The 21946-nt window shown below is 74.7% G+C and carries 14 protein-coding genes; 5 read left to right on the forward strand and 9 right to left on the reverse strand.

All coding sequences use genetic code 11. The features are described 5' to 3' along the window. Positions 1 to 20: 20 nt before the first annotated feature. Positions 21 to 1952 (reverse strand): M3 family metallopeptidase, encoded by a 1932-nt coding sequence (locus AB0M43_RS10225; protein ID WP_363723020.1) that lies wholly within the window; start codon positions 1950 to 1952, stop codon positions 21 to 23. Positions 1953 to 2317: 365 nt separating this feature from the next. Between AB0M43_RS10225 and AB0M43_RS10230 the strand changes: the two genes are divergently transcribed. Further along, positions 2318 to 3553 (forward strand): hypothetical protein, encoded by a 1236-nt coding sequence (locus AB0M43_RS10230; RefSeq protein WP_363723022.1) that lies wholly within the window; start codon positions 2318 to 2320, stop codon positions 3551 to 3553. A 117-nt stretch (positions 3554 to 3670) separates the two neighbouring features. Beyond that, positions 3671 to 5248 (forward strand): GGDEF domain-containing protein, encoded by a 1578-nt coding sequence (locus AB0M43_RS10235; protein WP_363723023.1) that lies wholly within the window; start codon positions 3671 to 3673, stop codon positions 5246 to 5248. On the opposite strand, the gene AB0M43_RS10240 is transcribed toward AB0M43_RS10235, so the two are convergent. Continuing rightward, a complete protein-coding gene (locus AB0M43_RS10240; protein ID WP_363723025.1) occupies positions 5220 to 7955 on the reverse strand; it encodes an AAA family ATPase in 2736 nt (911 codons plus the stop codon). The genes AB0M43_RS10235 and AB0M43_RS10240 overlap by 29 nt on opposite strands. A 152-nt stretch (positions 7956 to 8107) precedes the next feature. Then, the gene (locus tag AB0M43_RS10245) at positions 8108 to 8503 is read right to left on the reverse strand and encodes a VOC family protein (RefSeq protein ID WP_363723027.1); all 396 of its coding nucleotides are present in this window, start codon (positions 8501 to 8503) and stop codon (positions 8108 to 8110) included. Between the two features lie 626 nt (positions 8504 to 9129). Here AB0M43_RS10245 and AB0M43_RS10250 point away from each other — a divergent pair. Further along, entirely contained in the window at positions 9130 to 9582 is a 453-nt protein-coding gene (locus AB0M43_RS10250; RefSeq protein ID WP_363723029.1) for an ATP-binding protein, read from the forward strand. 126 nt (positions 9583 to 9708) lie between these two features. Continuing rightward, positions 9709 to 9966 (forward strand): hypothetical protein, encoded by a 258-nt coding sequence (locus tag AB0M43_RS10255; protein ID WP_363723030.1) that lies wholly within the window; start codon positions 9709 to 9711, stop codon positions 9964 to 9966. Between the two features lie 101 nt (positions 9967 to 10067). On the opposite strand, the gene AB0M43_RS10260 is transcribed toward AB0M43_RS10255, so the two are convergent. The 3 genes from AB0M43_RS10260 to AB0M43_RS10270 form a co-directional block, all read right to left on the reverse strand. Then, positions 10068 to 10436, reverse strand: coding sequence for a hypothetical protein (locus AB0M43_RS10260; protein WP_363723031.1), 369 nt, complete (start codon positions 10434 to 10436; stop codon positions 10068 to 10070). Between the two features lie 306 nt (positions 10437 to 10742). Beyond that, positions 10743 to 12842 (reverse strand): HEAT repeat domain-containing protein, encoded by a 2100-nt coding sequence (locus AB0M43_RS10265; protein WP_363723033.1) that lies wholly within the window; start codon positions 12840 to 12842, stop codon positions 10743 to 10745. 74 nt (positions 12843 to 12916) lie between these two features. Continuing rightward, positions 12917 to 14479 carry a DUF885 domain-containing protein gene (locus AB0M43_RS10270; protein ID WP_363723035.1) on the reverse strand — a complete coding sequence of 521 codons (1563 nt, stop codon included), beginning with the start codon at positions 14477 to 14479 and terminating at the stop codon, positions 12917 to 12919. Between the two features lie 117 nt (positions 14480 to 14596). On the opposite strand from AB0M43_RS10270, the gene AB0M43_RS10275 reads away from it, so the two are divergent. Beyond that, entirely contained in the window at positions 14597 to 15064 is a 468-nt protein-coding gene (locus AB0M43_RS10275) for a hypothetical protein (RefSeq protein ID WP_363723037.1), read from the forward strand. A 39-nt stretch (positions 15065 to 15103) separates the two neighbouring features. Here AB0M43_RS10275 and AB0M43_RS10280 read toward each other — a convergent pair whose 3' ends face one another. From AB0M43_RS10280 to metH, 3 genes are all read right to left on the reverse strand, one after another. Then, positions 15104 to 16894: an RICIN domain-containing protein gene (locus AB0M43_RS10280; RefSeq protein ID WP_363723039.1), complete on the reverse strand. Its 1791-nt coding sequence runs from the start codon at positions 16892 to 16894 to the stop codon at positions 15104 to 15106. Positions 16895 to 17000: 106 nt separating this feature from the next. Beyond that, the gene (locus AB0M43_RS10285) at positions 17001 to 18137 is read right to left on the reverse strand and encodes a Clp protease N-terminal domain-containing protein (protein ID WP_363723041.1); all 1137 of its coding nucleotides are present in this window, start codon (positions 18135 to 18137) and stop codon (positions 17001 to 17003) included. 55 nt (positions 18138 to 18192) lie between these two features. Then, positions 18193 to 21810: a methionine synthase gene (gene metH / locus AB0M43_RS10290; RefSeq protein ID WP_363723043.1), complete on the reverse strand. Its 3618-nt coding sequence runs from the start codon at positions 21808 to 21810 to the stop codon at positions 18193 to 18195. Positions 21811 to 21946: the final 136 nt, after the last annotated feature.

A 21946-nucleotide genomic window follows, 5' to 3' on the forward strand; every position in this document is an offset into this window, starting at 1 on the left:
GCCCTTCGGGCCGGCCCCACTCACGCGTCCAGCCAGGCCCGGTAGGCGTCGAAGGTGAACGCGCGGCCCAGGAGGTCGCGGACCAGGTCGGCGGCCGGCGCGCTGGCCCCGGGCGCGAGCACCGCCTCGCGGTACCGGGCGGCCCGGGCCGGGTCCAGCAGATCCTTCCCGTCGAACGCGGTCATCAGGTCCTTCGCGATCACCAGGCTCCACATGTAGGTGTAGACGAACGCCGAGTAGCCGTCGAGGTGGCCGAACGACAGGTGCATGCGCGGGTCGTCCACATAGGGGTAGGGCAGGTGGGTGGCCGCCGTCGCCCGCTCCACCGCGACCGGGTCGACGTCCGCGCCCCGGTGCAGTTCCAGGCTCAGGGCCGCGTAGAACATCTGCTGCCGGACGTCGAGCCCCTTGCCGAACTCGTCGGCCGCCCGCATCCGCGCGACCGTCCCCGGGTCGATCGGTTCGCCCGTCCCGTGGTGCACGGCGAACGTCGCCAGCGTCGCCGGGTCGCGCACCCACTCCTCCAGCAGCTGCGACGGGGCCTCGATGAAGTCCCGCTCGATCGCCATCCCCGAGTTCGCCGCCCACCGGACGTCGCCGCAGAACACGTGGTGCAGCAGATGCCCGAACTCGTGGAAGAACGTGACCACGTCCGACGGCTGCATCAGCGCCGGCTCGGCCGTCGGCTGCGGAAAATTGCAGAGCAGTGCGCATTCGGGGGTACGCACGCCGCGCTTGCCCGTCACGACCCGGTACATCGCCGCGTGGCTGAACTTGTCGGCCCTCGGGAACATGTCCAGGTGGATCCGGCCGATCGTCCGGCCGCCCTCCAGCACGTCGAAGGTCTCCACGTCCGGGTGCCAGGACTCGACCGCCACGGCCCGGAACTCGATCCCGAACAGCCGGCCGGCCACCGCCATCAGCCCCGCCTTCACCCGCTCGTACTCGAAGTACGGCCGCACGGACTGCGAGTCGAACGCGAACCGCTCCGAACGCACCCGGTCCGTCAGGTACCCCAGGTCCCACGGGCGCAGCTCCCCCGCCGCCGGCTCGTCGACCCGCTTGCGCTCCAACAGGGTCGCCACGTCCCGGGCCGCCCGGTCGCCGGCCAGCGCCGACACCTCGGCCACGAACCCGGCGGCGGCCGCCTCCGAGCCGATCATCTTGTTCGCCGTGACGTAGTCCGCCCAGGTGTCGAAACCCAGCAGGGTGGCCAGCTCGTGCCGGCCGGCGAGCAGGTCGGCCAGCACGGACACGTTCGCCGGGTACCCGCGCCGCCGGTTCAGCAGCCACAACCGCTCGCGGGCGGCGGCGTCGGAGGCGTACGTCAGGAACGGGAACAGGTCAGGGTAGTTCGTCGTGACCGTGACCAGGCCGTCCGCGCCCGGCGGGTGGGCGGCCACGTAGTCGGCGGGCAGCCCGGCCAACGCCGCCGGGTCGACCTTCAGCTCCCGGGTGTCGGCGGCGATGTTGCGGCCGAACGCCTGCCCCAGGCCGACCAGCCGGTCCTGGAGCGCCCGGACCCGGCCCCGGGTCTCCTCGTCGCGGTCCACGCCCAGCAGGCCCATGTCGCGCAGGGCCCGGGTCACGAGGTGCCGGCCGGGGGCGTCCAGGGCTGCCACGTCCAGCGCCGCCAGGGCCGCGTGCACCGCCGGGTCGAGGGAGAACTCCGTGCCGGCCCGGCCGAGCAGCTGTTCGGTGGCCTCCGCCTCCGCGCGCATCAGCGGGTCGGGGTGCGCCTGCCGGACCAGGACCGCCGCGTGCAGGACGCCGTCCAGGGTGGCGCGGGCCTCGTCGTAGAGCTCCAGCGCCTCCTCGGCGGGCAGCGTGGAAGCTCCCGCGACGAAGGCCGCCATGGTGTCCCGGGCCGTGGCGATGGCCTCGGTGGCGGCGGTCCTGAGCTGCTCGGGGGTGCCGGTGATCAGCGCGGTACCGGTCGGGGTGTGTGACATGTCGGGCATCCTATCCAGCGGCGGGCGGGGGCGATCGGGATTTTCGGGCGGGGGCGGCGGTGGGGGCGGTGGCACGGTCGACGGGGCGTGGCAGCGGGCGGCGGGCGCGTGGCGGTGGGCGGTGCCGGGGCCTGGCCGGACCGCCGGAGGGCCCGGCTTCGCGGCGGGGGCGAACGGCCACGTGCTGGGTCCGTTGTGGAGCTGGCAAGCTTATTAATAGATAAGGATGTATTGACCGAGTTGGGATGCATGCGTACTCTTCGACGCGTCTCGGCTGACCGGAACTCCGGGGCCCTGGGGAGGTCCCCCCAGGGCCCCGGCCCGTCGGCCCGGGTCGCGCACTCTTTCCCCTCAAGGAGCCCGCCGTGCCCGCAGCCGCTGCCGACCGCCCGAGTCCGAGCGACCCCGGTGAGGTGGACGGCGCGGGCGCCGACCCGGAAGCCGGACCCGGGTGGGTCCAACGGGCCGTCCGGGAGCACGGCGGCGGCCTGCGCGGATACTGTGCCGCGCTCGGGTTCGACGACGCGGCCGCCGGGGACATCGTGCACCACGCGTTCGTCGTCGCCGCCGAGCTGTATCCGAGGTTGGGCGACCCGGGTCGTACCCGGATATGGCTGTTCGCACTGGTCAGGTGGGTGGCGCGCCGGCGGGTCCCGGAGCCGGGCGGCCCGACCCGCGACACCGTGGAGCTGCCGGCCGGCGGGGACGAGCGGTGCACCCTCGGGGCCTTCGCCGCCGCCACGGTCGGGCTGCGCGGACCCGACCTCGAACGGGTCGAACTGTCGGTGCGGCACGGCCTGGCGGTCCCCGACATCGCGGCGGTCACCGGCGCGCCGGCGCGGGTCGTCGCCGCCCGGCTGGCCCGGTCCCTCACCCTGATCACCCGGGCCGGTCCGCCCGGGCTGCTCGACCGGTACGCCCGGCTCGCGCCGCCGGAGGTCGGATCCGGCGCGTGGCACAGGTTGCAGGCCACCCTGGACAGCACCACGCCCGCGCTGCTCACGGAACTGGCCGACCAGGTCGGCACCCTCGACCGGCACGGCTTCCCCCGCCAGCGCGAGCGGCGCCGCGTCCGCGTCGTCGGCTGGTGCGTGGCCGGGGCCGTGATCGCCACGGTGGTCCTCGTCGTGTCGGCGGTGGTGGTGCAGCCGGGGCAGCCCACCCCCCGGCTCAGGCCGGTCGTCGCCGCGCCGCCGCCCCTGCCCCAGCAGGACCGACAGGTGGCCAGGCTCGCGACGCCGACGCCCAGCGCGCGCCCGACGCCGAGCGCCCGGCGGTCCAGCCCCACCCCGTCGCCGACCAGCCAGGCCCCGGCCGCGCTGGACGCGGCGGTCAGCTCGGCGCGGTGCATGGGCGACTGGCAGCGGTTCACCGTCGTGGCCACGGTGACCGGCGCGACGCCGACCGAGGTCAGGCTCTCGTTCACGGACTCGACGGGGACGTACTCGGGACCGATGACCGTGGGGGCCGATCAGCGGTGGACGGTGTCGGGGTGGGGCAACCTGCCGCTGCGGTGGTGGGTGGAGGCGACGTTGCCGGCGGGGGCGACGCTCAACGGCGCGCGGACGACGCTCGACGCGTGCGAGAACCCGGTGCCCTGACCCTGGCGGGACACGGTGTCGCGGGCGGTGTGGTGTGGCCGGGGGCGTCGAAGTGGGCCTCGTCCGGGCCGTCGGTGGCCGACAATGGTGTCAACCACGGACTGCTCGGGGGCGCGGGTGACGCAGGAGACCGGCACGGAGCGGGACCGCACGGGCCAGAACCACGCCGCCGAGGACCACCCGGCCCAGGAGCACTCGGCCCAGGATCCGGCGACCGAGGGCCACGTGGACGACGGCCACGCGGCCCTCCTCGACGAGCTCGGCCGGCTGATCCGGGCCGGTCGCCCCGGCGAGGCCGTGGCGCTCGCCGACACCGCGCTCCAGGAGTCCCTGCCCGACCACACGGCCACCCTGGTGCACCTCAAACGGCTCGGCGCGCTGCTCAACCTCGACGACATCGAACGGTGCCCGGCCGCCGTCGACGCGTTGCACACGCTGCTCGGCCGGTTCGACGACCCGGCGATGGTGGGCGAGTTCCACGCCCTCGCCGCCGGGGTGGCCCAGCGGTTGGGGGCCCTGGAGCGATCCGTCAACCACCTGGTGCGCGGGGCGCGGGCGCTGGAGCGCGCCCCGGACGGCTTCGCCACGGCGATGGCCTGGCTGGACCTCGCCGTCACGTACTCGTACATCGGGTTCCACAGTGACGCGGTGGAGGCCCTGGCCCGGGCGCAACGGGTGGCCGGGGCCGCCGGGCTGGACGCGGCGACGTTCTCGCACCCCGAGATCCGGGTCCGGTACGCCCTGTGGCTGGACCAGCAGGGCGACACGTCCGGCTGCGTGCGCGAGCTGCTGCGGATCAACGCGACGCTGGGCCAGCACGACGCCCAACCCCAGGAGATCCCCTATCTGGTGTACTCGGCCGCCCGGCTCGCCGCGCTCGGCGTCCGGCCCCGGCAGCCGGCGGACGCGTTCAGCTACGAGGCGACCTCCCCCGAGGACGTGGCCGTCATGCTCGCGGCCCGGGCGTGTCTGGCCATCGCGGCGGGCGACCCCCGGCGCGCGCTCGTCCATCTCGCCGAGGTGGACCGCGACGGGCACGTGTCCGAGCCGGAGGTGCGCCGGTTGCAGGCGCTGGCGTACGCGCGCGACGGGCAACTGGCCGCCGCGCTCGCCTGCGAGAGGTCCGTGCACCGCGCCCTGCGCGACCGGACGGCCCGGCTGCACGGCCTGTACGTCGAGGGGGTCGCCGCCCGCCTGGACCAGGACGAGCTGCGCCAGAGCGTCACCCGCTACTCCGACGAGGCGCACACCGACATGCTGACCGGTCTGCCGAACCGCCGGCACCTGGAGCGGTTCGTGGCCGACCTGACCCGGCGGGGCACGTACGGCACGGTCGGGGTGGCCGACCTCGACGGGTTCAAGGCCGTGAACACCGTGCACGGGCACCTGTCCGGCGACGAGGTGCTGCGCCAGGTGGCCGCGATCCTGAGCCGGCTGCTGCGCCGGGGCGACTTCCTGGCCCGGTACGGCGGGGACGAGTTCGTGGTGGTGCTGCCCGACACCCGCCTGGGCGCGGCGGCGGAGGTGACGGGCCGGTTGGTGGCCGCCGTGGCCGGTTTCGACTGGTCCAGTGTGGTGCCCGGCACCCCGGTGTCCCTCACCATGGGCCTGGCGGAACTGGGGCCGCGCACGGACCTGGCCACCGCGTTCCGGGCCGCCGACCTGGTCATGCTCCAGGAGAAGAAGGACCGGTGACCCGGCCCGGCATCCACAGCGCGAGCTCGGCCCGGTTGCGGACGTCGAGCCGGCGGTAGATCTGGGTGAGGTTGCCCTCCACGGTCTTCACGGACAGGTGCATGGTGGCGGCGATCTCGCGGTTCGTGGCCCCGTAGCAGACCATGGTGACGATGCCGCGCTGGAGCGCCGTCAGGGTCGGGGCGGGGCCGTCGAGCCGGCGGAGCTGGTCCTCGGCGTACACCCGCCACGGCACGCAGCCCGCCTCGGCGAACCGGTCGGCGGCCTCGCGCAGGGCCGTCCGGGACGCGGCGCGGCGGCGGGCCCGCCGTTCGATGTCGGCGAGGGTCAGATAGGCGCGGGCGATCTCCAACGGGTACGGGTGCGCCGCCGGCAGGGCCGCCCGCAGCCGGTCGGCGGCCAGGTGCGCGTCCCCGACCACGGCGTCGGCGAGCCGGGCCGCCCGGACCAGCCCCAGTCCGACGACGCGCCGGTCCAGGTACTCGACCTGGCGGGTGGCCTCGGCGAGCACGGCGCGGGCGCTGTCGACGTCGCCGTTGCGGGCGTGCGCCTCGGCGAGGTCGGCGTGGATCAGGAACAGGGCCGGGTCGACGAACCCGAGGCCGAGCAGCAGCCCGTGCGCGCGGCTCAGGGCCCGGACCGCGTCGGTCGTCCGGCCGAGCAGGACCGCCGCCCTGCCCCGCAGTCCGTGGGCGTAGGCGAGCCATTCGGTGTCCTGGGGCCGTTCGCACGCGGCCACGGCCTCGTCGGCGAACCGGGCGGCCTCCTCGGCGGTGCCGCCGTTGAGTTCGGCCATCCCGCACAGCACCAGGCCCGGGCCCGGGGTGGCCTCGATCTCGGTCCGCAGCCGACCGGCGTGCCGGCCGGACTCGTAGGCCTCCGTGCACCGGCCGGCGCGTTCGTACACGGCCGTGGACAGCCGCATGACCTCGGCCAGGTCGTTGATCCGGCCGGCGCGCTCCACGTCCAGCCGCAGCCGGGACACCTCGTCGACCGCCGCGTCGATCTCGCCGGAGCGCAGCAGCGCCGCCACGGACACCCGGCGCAGCAGCACGGAGGACTCGGTGAGCGGCCGGCCCGCCGCGAGCGCCGCGCCCCGGGCGAGCAGCGCGTCGGCGTCGCGCGGCGCGTACTGCATCGTCACCGGGGCGCGCAGGGCCAGGATCTCGATCCGCAGGTCCACGTCGCCGGTCGCCGTCGTCAGCTCCTCCGCGAGGTCCAGCGCGGCGAGGCTCTCGGCGAGGTGGCCGTGCTGGAACGCGAGGTCGGCGCGGTACAGGGCGACCCGGGCGAGCAGGTGCTGGTCGTCGCCCGCGTCGGTCTCCGCCTCGTCGAGCAGCGCGTCGGACCCGGCGTGGTCGCGGCCGCCGAGTTCGATCAGCAGCAGGCGGGCCTCGACCCGGGCGGCGGCGTTCGGGCCGCGCAGCACGTGCGCGCAGCAGTCCCGGGCGAGGTCGGGCCGGCCGGCCTCGAAGGCGTGCCAGGCGCCCGCGAGCCGGCGCTCGGCCTCCCGGTGCGGGTCCTCGGGCGTGCGGGCGGCGGCGAGCCGGTACAGGTCGGCGGCGGTGCCCGGCGCGCCGCGCAGCAGGGCCACCCGGGCCGTCGCGGCCAGCTCGTCGGCCACCGCGGCGTCGGCCCCGGGGGTGGCGAGCGCGAGGTGTCCGGCCCGCTCGACCGGGTCGGGGAGCACGGCGGCGAGGTGCGCGTGGCAGGACAGGCGCTGGCTGGTGGAGGCGTCGGCGTACACGATCTCGCCGATCAGCGGGTGGCTGAGGCGCAGGTCGGGGCCGCCGACGACCACCCCGGCGTCCACACAGGCCGCGAGGCCGGCGTCGTCGGGCGGCAGCAGTGCCCTGGTCGGACGGGCCGCCGCCGCGAGGACCAGCAGGGACGCGCGGGCGAGGTCCGGGAGGGCGCCGATCCGGTCGGCCAGCAGCCGGCGCAGGCGTTCGGGGACCCGCAGCGGTCCGGCGTCGCCGACCGGCTGGCCCCGGCGCAGCGCCCGGCCGAGTTCCAGCGCGAACAGCGGGTTGCCGGCGCTGACGGACCGGATCCGCGCCGACATCCGGCTGGTCGGGCCCAGGTCGAACTGCCGGGACAACAGCTCGGCGAGGACCGCGTCGGGCAGCCGGTCGAGGGCCACCTCCCTGCCGGGTGCGGGCACCAGGCCCTGGCAGCGCGGCTCGGCGTCCTCCTCGACCCGCTCGGCGACCAGGAACCGCACCGGCGCGTCGGCCAGTCGGCGGGCCGCGAACGCCAACGCCTCCGTACTCTCCGCGTCCAGCCACTGCGCGTCGTCCACGACGACCAGCACCGGCCCGCGCCGCGCCGCCCCGCGCAGCAGGTGCAGCACCGCGACCCGGACGGCCAGCCGCTCCGGGGGCGCGCCGTCGGCGGGGACGGTCCGCAGCATCGCCCCGTCGAGGGCGGCGCGCAGCCGGGGCGTGAGGAGCCCGGTCTCCTCGTCGGCGAGGGCGGAGAACAGGTCGAACACGGCCAGGTACGGCAGCGCGGCCTCGGTCGGCGACGAGCCGCTGCGCAGGACCAGCGCTCCGGAGTCGGCGGCGGCGCGCGCCACGGCCGCCAGCAGCGCGGACTTGCCGATCCCGGCCGGCCCGGTGACGAGCACGCCCCCGGTCTCGGCGAGCCCGGCCTCGCACCGGGCGAGCGCGGCCCGGCGGCCCAGCAGTTCCGGCGCGTCCTCCATGGGCTGAGTCTGCCCCGAACGGGCCGGATCAGGCCAGCGGGAACCGGAAATCCTCCCGCCGCGCCCGATCCGGTCGGGTCCGCCGCATGGTGCGCGGCCCCGTCCCCGGCCGGAGTTGGTGCCTCCGGCCGGGGACGGGGCCCGTCATCCGTCTACAGGGGATCCCCGCCGCCGTAGGGCCGGGTGATGGCCTCCAGGTAGTGGCCGCTGGGGTCCAGGAAGTACACGCCCCGGCCGCCGTCGTTGTGGTTGATCCGACCGGGTTCGCTCTGGCGCGGATCGGCCCAGAAGTCGACGCGGGCGGCCTGGATCCGGGCGAACACGCCGTCGAAGTCGGTCTCGGACACCAGGAACGCGTAGTGCTGGGGCGGGACCGGGGCGCCGTCGGGCATGGTGGCGAAGTCGAGGGTAACGCCGTTGCCGAGCTGGACCGGGATGAAGAAGCCGGCGGGCGCGCCGACGGCCAGGTCGAAGATGTGGCCGAAGAACTCGGCGGCCTCCCGCCGGTCGGTGGAGGCGACGATGGTGTGGTTGAGGTGGATGGGCAAAAAGATCTCCAAAGCAGACGATGTGGTACCTGGGGGAAGCGCACGGCTCGTGCCCGGGACACGCCTCGGACACCCGTGCGGGAGGTGCTGGACGCGCGGCCTGCCGTCGCGTCGTTCTACGCGGGGTCGTCCGCCACGGTGCTCGACAGGTAGGGCCCGGTGGGCGGTCGACCTGGAGCGGGGCGGACCCGACGTAGAGCTGGGGTGGAGCTGGGGCGGACCACGGGCCCGCCGGGCGATCACGGCGCAGCCGGATGGCCCGTCTGTTCACGGCACGAGGCCGACCCGGCAGTCACGCCCCGAACACTACAACCGCCGGCGGGCCCCGACAACGATCCGGTGATCGACACCACCGCCGGCGCACCGGGACCGGGCGGCCCCACGCCTCGGCGGCGGACGCCGGGGCTGGCGGATTCCATGCGCGCCACGTGGGTGCGGGCCACCCACCAACCCCGGTCCATCCCCGCCACGCCCCGACATGCGACAGCCGGAGCGCCCTTCCCCCTGCCGTACAGGTACCCCGGCGCGCGGCACGTCAAACAGTCGCGGCACCCCGACCGGAATCCCGGGCCGGTTTCCCCTGCTCGGCGCGCATGGGACGGCCCGGTCCGGGGTAGGACAGGTCCATGGTCGGGGCTGAGGACGGTACGGACGACGGGCGGTCCGCGGGCGCTTCCGTGTGGAGCCCGGCCGAGGTGGCGCTGGACCAGGCGTTCGGCACGGACGGCCTGCACGTGCTGCGGGCCGCCGTCGCCGCGCACGCCGGTGCGCTGGGGCTCCCCGACGACCGGATCGGCGGGCTGGTCGTCCTCGCGAGCGAGTTGGCCACCAACGCGGTCCGGCACGGCGGCGGGTCGGGCCGGCTGCGGTTGTGGCGCACGGGCTCCGCGCTGTTCTGCCAGGTCGCAGACCCCGGGCGGGGCATCGCCGACCCCGCGCGCGCCGGTACCCGTCTGGTGTCCCTGCACGCGGAGGGTGGCCGGGGACTGTGGATCATCCGTCAGCTCAGCGACCACCTGCGGATCGAGGGCTCGACGGTGACGGCCGTCCTGCTGCTCGCGGACTCCCCCGCCGACTGACCCGGGTCGCGGACGGACCCCGCGCCCGCTGGCCGCTGTCGGCCCCGCCGGTCGCTCCGGGTCGCGGACGGGTGCCCGGGCAAACCCGTCGCCCCGGTACCGGTCGGTCCTGACTAGGCTCGTCCCGTGAGCACAGACCCGGCTGATCCCGACGCCCCGCACCGGGCGGCGTCCGCGCGCATGGCCCGGGCGCTCGACAACCCGCTCCTGCGCCGCGCCGTCCGGGAACTGTCCGGCGGGCGGCCCGCGCACCTGATCCCGGCCGGCGTGCACGAGGCGCTCGGCGACGTGCTGCGCCGGGTCCGGCCGGACCGGGGCGTGCACGTCCTGGCGATCGAGGACCCCTCCGAGCCGCTGGGCTACCGGCTGATGCGGGTCGGCTGACCCGTCCCGCGCGGGGCACAGGGTGGCGCCGGAACCCGTCGGGTCCCGGCGCCTCGGTGCTCAGGGGACGCGACGGCGACCGCCGCGGTGAGCCGGCCCGGCTACCACCAGGCGCCGCAGCTGGTGTTGCAGGCGCGCTGGTAGACCTTCTTGTAGCCGTTGTACTGGACGTAGCCGTTCTGGCCTCGCCCGGAGACCCCCACGACGGAGCCGTCGCGGGACGCCTGGGTGTAGACCCGGCTGGACGCGCTGTCGACCGACAGCTCGCCCCAGTAGGTGCCGTTGCTGTTGGCGTTCCAGGTCCGGCAGACGTGGGCGGTGCCGCCGCCCGGGGCGCTCAGGGTGGTGCAACCGCCGCCGAGGAGCCCGGCGGGGTCACCGCCCGCCGCCGCGTTGGCGGGGGCGGGGGTCATGGCGAGCGCGGCGATACCGACGGCGATCACAGCAGCCTTGCGCAGAGCACTTCTCATCGCTGGTCAACTCCTTGATCGGGTGCTTCCGTTGCCGAGAGCGACGCTACGGACCAGCGGATGTCCCGACATCCCATCGATGTTGGAGAATGGGCCGTGAATGTGGCGGTACGCCGGGCGGCGGGCTGCACCCCCGGCGGTACCGGCGGACGCCCGGACCACGGAAATGCGAGCCGCGCATACTACGAACGCGGTATCGCCAGTCCATTTCGGACACGCCATGATGGGGGCCGCCCGGTCGCCCATAACCGCCCATTACTCCCGATCCGCCCAGCTCCACGGTCAACCGACGCCCCCGCGCACCGGTCAGTCGACGGCCCCACCGCCGGTGACCCCCGTCAGGTCCCGGACCGCCGCTCGCAGCGCGACGACCAGCGCGTCGTCCTCGGCGCAGACCCCGCCGTGCATCACCCCGAAGGCCACGACCCGCTCGTCGCGGTCGGCCAGCTCGGCGAGCCCCGGCACGGCCTCCACCGCGCCGCACCGGACCAGCAGTTCCAGGGCGGGCCGCCAGCCGACCCCGGACCCGGACGCCACCGCGGCGACCAGCGGCTCCATCAGGCCGGCCCGGTCGCCGGTCAGGGCGTGGATCGCCCCGGCGGCCCCGACGGCGGCCCACCGGTCGTCGAGCAGCGCCCTCAGGTCGTCGAGCACCGACGGATCCCCGATCTCGCCGAGCAGCGTCGCGGCCGGCCCCGCAGGCTGGTCGCCGGCCCGCACGACCGCCACCAGGGTCGGCAGGACGCGGGCGGCGTCGCCCGTCGTCCCGTACACGTGCCGGGCGACGGCGACCTGGGTGTCGCGGTCGACGGACCAGCGTGCGGCGTCGCGGTCGAACTGGCGGAGCACCTGGGCGGGCAGCGGACCGGCGTCCAGGTCCCGCCACAGCGCGACGGCGCCGGGCGTGTCCTTGTCGAGGGTGAACAGGTCCTCCGCGACCGCGCGGGCCACCGACGGGTCGCCGCTCACCCGCCAGTGCGCCCGGGCCAGCGCCACCCTGCTGTACGGGTTGGCCTCGGCCGCCGCCACGGCCAGGGCCGCCACCGCCTCCGGGCCGCCGAACGTGACCAGCGCGTCCGCCGCCCACACCCCGGCGAGGGGCCCGGCGGCGAGGATCTCCGGCAGGGCGGCGGACCCGGCGGTCCCCCAGGACGCGAGCAGCGCGGACCAGCCGGCCCGTTCGTTGGCGGGCACGTCGGGAGTGCCCGCGAGCACGGTGAGCCGGGCGCGGACCCGGGCCAGCAGGTCGGCGGAGAACGGCAGGCCCGCCCGGGCGAGCAGGCGCGGCAGTTCCATCGGGATCCGGTTCCGGTCGAGCGCGGCCCGGACCAGGTCGCCGAGCGCCGGGTGCCCGGTGGTGGCCAGCAGGCACAGCGCCGCCTCGGAGGGGTCCTCCGGCACGAGACTGGGCTCCCGCTCCGGTGGACCCGGCGGGCGGGCGGCCACCGCGTACAGCGCGTCGGCGGCCAGGTGCGCGGCGCCGGAGACGCGCACGACGGCCACGGCCCGCCGCCGGACGTCGGGGTCCTCGTCGGCCAGCGCGGCGGCCATCGCGGGGACGAGCAGGGGCGGGGCCGACCGGTACGCCGTGCACAGGGCCTCGGCCATCGACCCGCCGGCGGCCCGCGCGGCCGGGTTCGGGCTGGCCAGCAGGCCGAGGGCCACGGGCACGGCCCGGGTGCCGAGGACCTCGGTCAGGTCGTCGAGAGGGCGGTACGACCAGGGCCAGTCGGGCAGCGGGCCGTCGCCATCGGCCTCCGTCCACGCGTCGACCACGGCGGCGGTGGCCAGCGGATCCCAGCCCAGGTCGAGGACCGCCCGCGCGTACCCGGCGGCGGCGCGGACGGCCGGGGGCTCCGGGGCGGCGCAGGCGGCGGTGACCGCCCGGGGGCCGTGGTCCGGGTCGAGCCGGGCGAGGGCCATCAGCAGCGAGGCGCGGGTGGCCGGGTGCTCCTCGGCCGCGTAGGCCGCCGCCACCGCGTCGCGGGCCTCCGCCGGCCCGTGGCCGACGGCGAACGCGGCCGAGGCGCGCACCTCCGGATCCGGGTCCGACAACAGGGGCAGCAGCACGAGGGCCGCGGCGGTGACGGCTTCGCGGGTCGCGAGCACGATCTCGTCGTCGTAGAGCATCGCGGCCGACGCGCCGGCCGTGCCGACGAACGCGGCCAGCGCCGCCCGGACCTTGACCCGGGGTTCGAGGGCCAGGGTGGCGACGTGCCGCACGGCCGGGGCGGTGGCCGAGTAGAGGCTGCCCTGGTGCAGGACGCTGGCGTGCAGGTTCTGGACCCCCCGGTGCGCGCGGTCCCGGCGGGGCTGGGCGGCGGCGCGCAGCATCGCGGGCACGTCGCGGGCGCTGCCGTAGGCGTGGTCGAGGGACGGCCAGGGGATGTCGTCTGTTCCGGTCACGCCGCACAGACTACGACCGACCCCCGACAAACCCGGGCCCCGACGGGTACGCCCGGCCACGGCCCCTAGCGGCGCTAGCGGACCGGCGCGCCCCCGAGGTGCTCGCCGAGCAGCCACAACGGCAGCGGCCCCTCGTCCAGCACCGCCTCGTGGAAGGTCAGCGCGTCGGTGGTCCCGCGCAGTTCCCGCAGGTACCAGTGCCCCAGGTGGTAGCCGAGGGCCTGCCCGGGATCGTCCACCGCGTACCGGACCAGCTCCGTGCCGATCTCCACCTCGGACAGGAAACCGGTCCCGCGCAGGTACGCCCCGGCGCGCTCGAACGTCCAGCCCAGCGCGTTGAGTCCGGTGTCCACGACGAGCCGGGCCGCGTGGAACCGCTCCGAGCACAGCCGCCCGTACCGGTCCACCGGGTCCTCGTAGAGCCCCCAGTCGTAGCCCAGGCCGGCGGCGTACTCGGCCCAGCCCTCGCAGTACCCCCCGATGGCGAATGTCCGCTGCGCGGTGAACTCGCGCCGCAGCGGGTGCAGGCGGTCGTTCTCCAACTGGCGGCCGATCTGGAGGTGGTGGCCGGGCAGGGCCTCGTGCAGGATCAGGCTCGCCGCCTGCACCATGGGCCGGTTGGGCAGGTCGGAGCCGTTGTAGTAGTAGTACCCGCAGCCGTCGGCGCCGGGCACGTCGTAGTACCCCCACGTCATGTCGGCCTCCAGCGACGCGTCGAGCCGCTTCAGGCGGAACGGCGCGGCGGGCAGCTTCGCGAACTGCCCGGCGAGCATCGGCAGCACCCGGTCCAGGTGCCCCTGGAGCCGCCGCTCCACCTCGGCCGGATCGGCCGCGAACGTCGCCGGGTCGGCGTTGAGCCGCGCCCGGTGCGCGGCCTCGTCGGTGATGCCGAGTTCGTCGCCGATCCGGGCGGTCAGCCGGTCCACCTCGGACAGGCCGATCTCGTGGATCCGTTCGGCGGTGAGGTCCAGCCCGGTGTGCAGGCGGATCAGCCCGGCGTAGCACTCGTCGCCGCCCGGGTAGTGGTGCATGCCGCCCTCGGCGGGGCCGGCGGCGGCGTGGTCCGCGATGTCCGTGATCAGAGCGTCGAAGGCCGCGCCGAGCCGGGTGAGGGCGGCGGCGGGGACGGGGAGGCGGGCTCCGGCGGCCGCGTGGCCGCGCATCGTGTCCAGCGCCGGGCCGACCGCCGACCGGGGCAGGCGCACGCCCCGGGCCCGCTGCCCGGCGAGGGTGGCCCGGAGCTGCTCGACCGCGCAGACGTGCGAGTCGAACAGCGCCCGGAGCCGCTCGGCCCCCTCGGGGGCGGCGAGGTCGACGCCGGTCATGCTGGTGCGCTGGTCGGCGAGGGCCATCGCGCTGTACGCGGTGACCGGGAACCGGTACCAGAACCGCTCCGTCTCGGCGACCTCGTGTTCGAGGTGGTCGCGGAGGAAGGCGGCCGTCAGCCGGTCGGCGTCCGCGACGGGCACCGCGTCGAGGCGGGCGAGCGTGGCCCGGGCGGTCGCGGCCTGGCGGTGCACGGCCTCCGGGCCGCCGTCGGGCAGGACGGTGACCTCGCGGCCGGCGCGTTCGGCCGCCCACGGGTCGCGGGCCAGGATGCCGTCCCACACCTCGTCGGCCAGGTTCTGAAGATCCACGGCCACAGTCTAGATCAACTTCCCGGCCCCCGCTGACGGAATCCGACCCCTTGTCCTTCCATACCGCTCCGGACTCTAATGGACCCGTATGTCCTTCCCGCTCCAGAAAGGACGTTCATGATGGCAGGTACCCCCCGACGTCACCGGTGGGCCGGCAGGGTCCTGGCGGCGGTGCTCCTGGCCGTCGCCGCCCTGGTGACCACGACCATCGGCGCGCCGCCCGCCCAGGCCGCCGGCTGCAACACGCCCGGCCACGCCTACCTGATCCACCAGGGCCGGGTCTACTTCTCCGGCTACGAGGGCGACGAACGCTTCGGCGTGCCGACGCTGACCGTCGCCCGGGGCAGCTGGGTCCAGCTCGCCGGCAACGGCGTCCGCCCCGGCACCCAGGCGGTCTTCGTCGACGCGCTGGGCTTCAACTACACCACCACGGCCGCCGGCTCCAACTGCGTGATCCGCCAGGAGTCGAACCCCTGGCGGATCAACCCAGACATCGCCCCCGGCACGTACCTGGTCGACGCGTCCTACCTCACGCCCACGCGCCAGGTCCTGCACGACCGGGTCGTGTACCTCCAGGTGGTCTGACCTGCGGTGGGGCGCCCCGCCGGGGGCGCCCCACCGGCGTCACGCGGGCACCAGTCCCCAGACCGTCTCGTCGCTGGAGCCGCCCAGGAACGGCCGCTGCTCCAGGATCGAGGCCGTGCCGTTGTCCACCTCGCGCACGGCCAGCCCGCTGGCCCGGTTCACCAGGCCGTACCGGGTGTCGGCGGTGCGGACCAGGGTCCACTGCTGGCTGGTGGCCGTGCCGCACGTCCACTGTTCGAGGAGCGCGCCGGCCGTGGTGCCGCCGGAGACCGGCCGCAGGCACAGGTTGCTGTTGACGTTCACGATCCGCCAGTACCCGCCGGTGACGGCGACGAGCTTCCACTTCTGGCTGGCGACGTTCTGCCGGGCCAGGTGGGTGACCTGCGCGCCGGAGGAGGTCGAGCCGCCGACCACGGCCGCGCTGTCCCCGTTGGAAGCGCTGGTCAGGTAGTAGTTGGTGGCCGGCTGCGGACCGGGGTCGGCGATCTCGTTGAGGGTCCACTGCTGGTTGGTGGCGCCGGTGTAGGGCTGCTGGACGAGGGACGCCGGGTACGCGCCGCCGTCGGTGACCGCGTACCCGGTCAGATAGTTGAAGATCGCGACCTTGCCGCTGCCGACCGGCCGGAACGCCCACCGCATGCCGTTCTGACCGTTGCAGTTGTACTGGATGATGTGCGTCCCCGGCGCCGTCCCGCTGTAGGCGCTGTCGGCGCACAGCTGGCTGTTGGCGTTGACGAGTTGCAGGCCGGAGTCGTAGCCCAGGACCCACTTCTGGCTCGCGGAGTCGACCCGGGTCCGGTGGCTGAGTTCGACCAGGCCGCCGGTTCCCGCGCCCACGACCTCGATGGCCTCGCCGTTGACGGCGCTGGTGATGACGTAGGTCTTCCCGCCCTGGGCGTGGCCGTCGTTGTTGTCGGGCGTGTTCGCCTTGATCAGGAAGGCGCTGTTGGCGACGTTCCAGTGCGTGGCCAGCCAACTGCCGGGGGTCGGGTTGGTGCTGTAGTAGTCGTCGTGGCCGCAGTCCATCAGGCGGTCGCCGTCGCGCTGCGGGCAGTCGAAGGACTGGGTGTCGCCGTAGCACATCAGGTCCCACTCCTGGGAGCAGTGCCCGCCGCCCTGGTAGTGCGGGGCGCCGGGCAGGACCGCGCCCAGCTGGTGGCCCAGTTCGTGGGCGGTGGCGTTGACGCCCCAGCACGGCACGGCGATCTCCGAGTAGTGCCGGCCGTTGTTGAACGCGTTGGCCGGGCCCGGCTGGTCGTCGTTGTCGCCCCAGGTGCCGCCGCAGGTGCCGGCGTTGTCGGAGAACATCAGGTAGTCGCGGTCGGCGTTGTAGTAGCCGGCGTCGATGGCCCGGTCCCGGATCGCGCCGGACGTGTACGTGCCGTCGGGCACCACGAGGTTGCCGACGGTGAGCTGGCAGCCCGCGCCGGCCGTGGTCACGTACCGGACGTGCCGGCTGCCACCCGTCTGCGCGGCGCTGTCGTTGTACGCGTCGTCGACCCCGGCCGCGTAGGCCTGCAACGAGGGCACGACCGCCGCGTACCGGTCGGGCTGGCTGGCCTCGCGGACGTAGAGCACCTCGATCCGCTTGCCGGTGACCCCGTCGCCCTCGCAGACCACCGGGTTGGCGGCGATCTGGGCGTGCGCGACGGCGGGGGCGAGCGGGGCGACGGGGGTGGCGCCGGGCGGCAGCGGCTCGGCGAAGAAGGGAGCGGAGGACCAGCCGTCGGTGCCGGCGGCCGGGGAGTCCGGGGCGGCGGTCGCGCCGACTCCGGGGAACAGGACGAGAGCGGACACGGCGAGCCCGACAAGGGCGGTGCGCGTACTCATCGAATGGTTTGCCTTCCTCTGGATAGGACAGTCCTGCTTGGACGTTAATCTGAGGAAAGTTAACTGTCGGAGTGGAAGTGGTGGAGATCACCGAAACGCTCGGGGCTCACCGCCGGCCGGCGGGCACCTCCCCGAGAAGTCGTTCGGCGTGCGCGGCAACGGCCGAGAGGTCCACGCCGAGGTTCCGGAGCAGCTCGGCGGCGGTTCCGACCTCGGGCGTCACCAGGGCCAGCAGCAGATGCGTCGTGCCGGCGGCCCGGTGGCCGCGCCGCTCGGCGTCCTCCTGGGCCCGCTCCATCGCCCGCACCACCGCGCGACCCCACGGCGGGTCCCCGGGCCGCCAGGACTCGCGCAGCCGGGACGACTCCGCGTCGGGGACGGTCAGCTGCCCCGTCGTGCCCCGCCCGGCCACAGGGGTGGCCGCGTCGAGGGTGACCCCGGCCGGTTCCAGCACCTCCCCGGCCCGGTTGAGGCTCCAGACCCGCTCGCCGAAACCGGTGCCGACCTCGGCGAGCTGCTCGTCGAGGGCCAGGATCGCCAGGATCGCGTGGTCGGTCATGACGACCGCGCTGTCCGTCCGGCCCGCCTGTCGGAGCATCTCCCCCTCCAGGCTGTACAGCACGGCACTGAGGCCGGCCTGCCGTGCCACGGTGCGGGTCACCGCCGGCTGGACCCCGTTCCACCACCTCGGGTGCGTGGACAGCAGCAGCCCGGCAGCCCGGAACCGATCGTGGACCTCCCGCCTCGGCTCGCCCGCACGGGTCCCCCGGCTGTCGTCGCGGATCCGCGCGAGCAACCCCGCACGGTCCACGCCCGCCGACGCCAGCAGCCGGCAGGCCCGGGAGCCGGTGTCCGTCAGCAGCCCCAGGACGAGGTGCCGTTCGTTGGCGTGGTCGACCCCGTGTTCCGCCGCCACCGCCCGGGCGACCGCGACGGCCTCGACCAGTTCCGCCGACCAGACCGGCCGCCGGTGTCCGTCGATCGGCCAGGGGCTGTCCTCGGCGCGGACCATGTCCCGGTACACCGACCACGCGGCCTCGTGGAGCTCCGGATCGGTGGCCCACCCGGCCGGCTCCGGCAGCGGACCGGGCGCCGCCACCTCCCGACCGACCCCGCCCAGCACCGGGCGGCCCCGCAGCTCCAGCAGCACCAGGTCCGTGCCGACCGTCACGAGCGGCTCCCGCATCGCCCGGAGGTAGGCCCGCCGCAGCGCCCCGAAAGCCTCCTCGCCCAGCCTGACCATCCCGGCCCCGTCCCGTCCCGGCCAAGATAACCGACGGGGGCCCCGCGGTTTGCCCCTAGCTGGGCTCGTAGCCCAGGTTCGGGCGCAGCCAGCGCTCCACCTCCGCCAGGTCCTGCCCCCGGCGGGCCGCGTAGTCGGCGGTCTGGTCGCGGCCGAGCCGGCCGACCGTGAAGTACTTCGCGTCCGGGTGGGCGAAGATCAGGCCGCTGACGCTGGCCGCCGGGGTCATCGCGAACGACTCGGTCAGGGCCATGCCCAGGTCCGTCGCCCCCAACAGGTCGAACAGCTCCCGCTTCTCGCTGTGGTCGGGGCTGGCCGGGTAGCCCAGCGCCGGGCGGATGCCCCGGAACCGTTCGGCGTGCAGGTCGGCGAGCTCCGGCTGCGCGTCGGGCTCGAACCAGTCGCGGCGCGCCTTGAGGTGGATGTACTCCGCGAACGCCTCGGCGAGCCGGTCGGCCAGGGCCTTGACCATGATGGCCCGGTAGTCGTCGTTGCGCGCCTCGTACCGGGCGGCCAGCTCCTCCGCGCCGTGGATGGCGACCGCGAACCCGCCGAGGTGGTCGCCGGCGGGGGCGACGTAGTCGGCGAGGCTGCGGTTGGGCCGGCCGGCGGGCTTGGCGGTCTGCTGGCGCAGCATCGGGAAGGCCGGGCCGCCGTCGAGGACGATGTCGTCGCCGTCGGAGTGCGCCGGCCAGTACCCGTATGCGCCCTTCGCGGTGAAGGAGCCCTCGGCGATGATCTGGTCGAGGAGGGTGTTGGCCTCGTCGAACAGTTCGCGGGCCTCGGGCCGTTCCAGGATCGCCGGGTACTTGCCCTTGAGCTCCCACGCCAGGAACAGGAACGTCCAGTCGACCATCGCCCGCAGCTCGTCCAGGTGCGGCTCGACGATCCGCAGACCGGTGAAGGCCGGCGTCGGCAGGTCCGTGAAGTCGACGACCTCCCGGTTGGCCCGGGCCCGCTCCAGGGTGAGCAGCGGGGTCTGCTGCCGGTTGGCGTGCTGCTCGCGGAGCCGTTCCTGCTCGACCCGGTTCTCGGCGTCGAGGACGTCGGCCCGCTCGGGGTTCATCAGGTCGGACACGACGCCGACGACCCGGGAGGCGTCCAGGACGTGCACCGTGGCGCCGTCGTAGGCCGGGGCGATCCGGACCGCCGTGTGCTGCCGGGAGGTGGTGGCGCCGCCCACGAGCAGGGGCAGCTTGAGGCCCCGGCGCTGCATCTCGGCGGCGACGGTGACCATCTCGTCCAACGACGGGGTGATCAGCCCCGACAGCCCGATCGCGTCGGCGTGCTCGGCCACGGCGGTGTCGAGGATGACGGACGCCGGCACCATCACGCCGAGGTCGATCACCTCGTAGTTGTTGCAGCCCAGGACCACGCCGACGATGTTCTTGCCGATGTCGTGCACGTCGCCCTTGACCGTTGCCATCACGACCTTGCCCTGGCCGCGCCCGGTGTCGGCCCGGCCGGCGAGCCGGTCGGCCTCCCGCTCGGCCTCCATGAACGGCTCAAGGTAGGCGACGGAGCGCTTCATCACCCGCGCGCTCTTCACCACCTGGGGCAGGAACATCTTGCCGGCGCCGAACAGGTCGCCGACGACCTTCATGCCGTCCATCAGCGGGCCCTCGATGACCTCCAGGGGGCGGGCGACCGTGAGCCGCGCCTCCTCGGTGTCGTCCTCGATGAAGTCGACGATGCCGTGCACCAGCGCGTAGGACAGCCGCTCGGCCACCGGGGCCTCGCGCCACGACAGATCCACCACCCGACGGGTACCGGAGCCCTTCACGTTCTCCGCGAAGCTCACCAGCCGGTCGGTGGCGTCCTCGCGCCGGTCGAACAGCACGTCCTCGACGAGTTCGAGCAGGTCGGCGGGGATGTCCTGGTACACGGCGAGCTGGCCGGCGTTGACGATGCCCATGTCGAGGCCCAGCTGGACGCCGTGGAACAGGAACGCCGAGTGCATGGCCTCGCGGACGATGTCGTTGCCCCGGAAGGAGAACGACAGGTTCGAGATGCCGCCGCTGATGTGCGCGCCAGGGCAGCGCTCCTTGATCAGGGGCAGCGCGTCGAGGAAGTTCTTCGCGTACCCGTTGTGCTCGCTGATCCCGGTGGCCACGGCCAGCACGTTCGGGTCGAAGATGATGTCGGCGGCCGGGAATCCGATCCCGGTCAGCAGGTCGTACGCGCGGCCGCAGATGGACACCTTGCGCTCGGTGGTGTCGGCCTGGCCCTGCTCGTCGAAGGCCATCACGACCACGCCGGCCCCGTACGACAGGATCGTGCGGGCCTGGGCCAGGAACTGCTCCTCGCCCTCCTTGAGGCTGATCGAGTTGACCACGCCCTTGCCCTGCACGCACTTGAGGCCGGCCTCCAGCACGCTCCACCGCGAACTGTCGATCATGACCGGGATCCGGGCCACCTCGGGCTCGGTCGCGATCAGGTTCAGGAACGTCGTCATCGCGGCGACGCTGTCGAGCAGGTCGGCGTCCATGTTCACGTCGAGCAGGTTCGCGCCGCCGCGGACCTGCTCCAGGGCCACGTCCACGGCCTTCTGGTGGTCGCCGGACTCGATCAGCCGGCGGAACTTGGCCGAACCGGTCACGTTCGTCCGCTCGCCGATCATGACGAACCCGGTGTCCGGGCCGATCGAGAACGGCTCCAGCCCGCTGAACCGGGTCTCCGGGGTCAGCTCCGGCACCACCCGGGGCGGCTGGCCGGCCGCGGCGGCCGCGATCAGCGCGATGTGCGCCGGGCTGGTGCCGCAGCACCCGCCGACCGCGTTGACCAGGCCCGAGGAGATGAACTCGGCCAGCAGCCCGGACGTCTCCTCCGGGGTCTCGTCGTAGCCGCCGAACGCGTTGGGCAGGCCGGCGTTCGGGTGGCAGGCGACGTACGTGCCGGCCAGCCGGGACAGCTCGGCCACGTGCGGGCGCAGCTGCTCGGCGCCCATCGAGCAGTTCACCCCGACGACCAGCGGCTCGGCCTGCTCGATCGAGGCCCAGAACGCCTCCACGGTCTGCCCGGAGAGCGTCCGGCCGCTGAGGTCCACGATCGCCACCGAGATCCACAGCGGCAGGTGCGGGGCGGCCTCGCGGGCGGCGGCGACGGCGGCCTTCGCGTTCAGGGTGTCGAAGATCGTCTCGATCAGCAGCAGGTCCACCCCGCCGTCGGCCAGGGCCCGGATCTGCTCGACGTAGGAGTCGCGCACCTCGTCGAAGGTCACCGCCCGGAACGCCGGGTCCTCCACCTGGGGCGACAGCGACAGCGTGACGTTCAGCGGCCCGATGGACCCGGCGACGAACTTCCCGCCCGCCTCGTCGGCCGCCTGCCGGGCGAGTTGGGCCCCGCGCAGGTTCATCTCCCGGACCAGGTGCTGGAGGCCGTAGTCGGCCTGGCCGATGCTGGTGGCCGTGAACGTGTTCGTGGTGGTGATGTCCGCGCCGGCCGCCAGGTACTGCCGGTGCACGTCCAGGATCACGTCCGGCCGGGTGAGGTTCAGCAGGTCAGGGTCACCGGTCACGTCGTGGGTGTGCGCGGGGAGCAGGTCGCCGCGGTAGTCCGCCGGGGTCAGCCCCGCGCCCTGCAGCATCGTGCCCCAGGCCCCGTCGAGCACGGCCACCCGCTGGTCGAGCAGGTCGCGTAGTGCCTGCTCACGGCCGGTCACAGTCCTGTCCAACAGTCCACCTCCCAGGTAGGGAGGCGCCCTTGGAGATCCGGACCGGCCGAGCGTGGCGGACCTTCGTCCGTCGCAGCGCCTCTCGACCTGGCAACTGACGCTACCCGTCGAGCGCCGCCGCCGCCACCGGATCCCA

It is taken from the genome of Longispora sp. NPDC051575, from assembly GCF_040681875.1.
Taxonomy (GTDB): domain Bacteria; phylum Actinomycetota; class Actinomycetes; order Mycobacteriales; family Micromonosporaceae; genus Longispora.

What these genes read in the sequence shown, in the direction of transcription:
- AB0M43_RS10225 (WP_363723020.1), bottom strand. Translation starts at nt 1,952, where the DNA reads ATGTCACACACCCCGACCGGTACCGCGCTGATCACCGGCACCCCCGAG.
- AB0M43_RS10240 (WP_363723025.1), bottom strand. Translation starts at nt 7,955, where the DNA reads ATGGAGGACGCGCCGGAACTGCTGGGCCGCCGGGCCGCGCTCGCCCGG.
- AB0M43_RS10250 (WP_363723029.1), top strand. Translation starts at nt 9,130, where the DNA reads ATGGTCGGGGCTGAGGACGGTACGGACGACGGGCGGTCCGCGGGCGCT.
- AB0M43_RS10260 (WP_363723031.1), bottom strand. Translation starts at nt 10,436, where the DNA reads ATGAGAAGTGCTCTGCGCAAGGCTGCTGTGATCGCCGTCGGTATCGCC.
- AB0M43_RS10275 (WP_363723037.1), top strand. Translation starts at nt 14,597, where the DNA reads ATGATGGCAGGTACCCCCCGACGTCACCGGTGGGCCGGCAGGGTCCTG.
- AB0M43_RS10280 (WP_363723039.1), bottom strand. Translation starts at nt 16,894, where the DNA reads ATGAGTACGCGCACCGCCCTTGTCGGGCTCGCCGTGTCCGCTCTCGTC.
- AB0M43_RS10285 (WP_363723041.1), bottom strand. Translation starts at nt 18,137, where the DNA reads ATGGTCAGGCTGGGCGAGGAGGCTTTCGGGGCGCTGCGGCGGGCCTAC.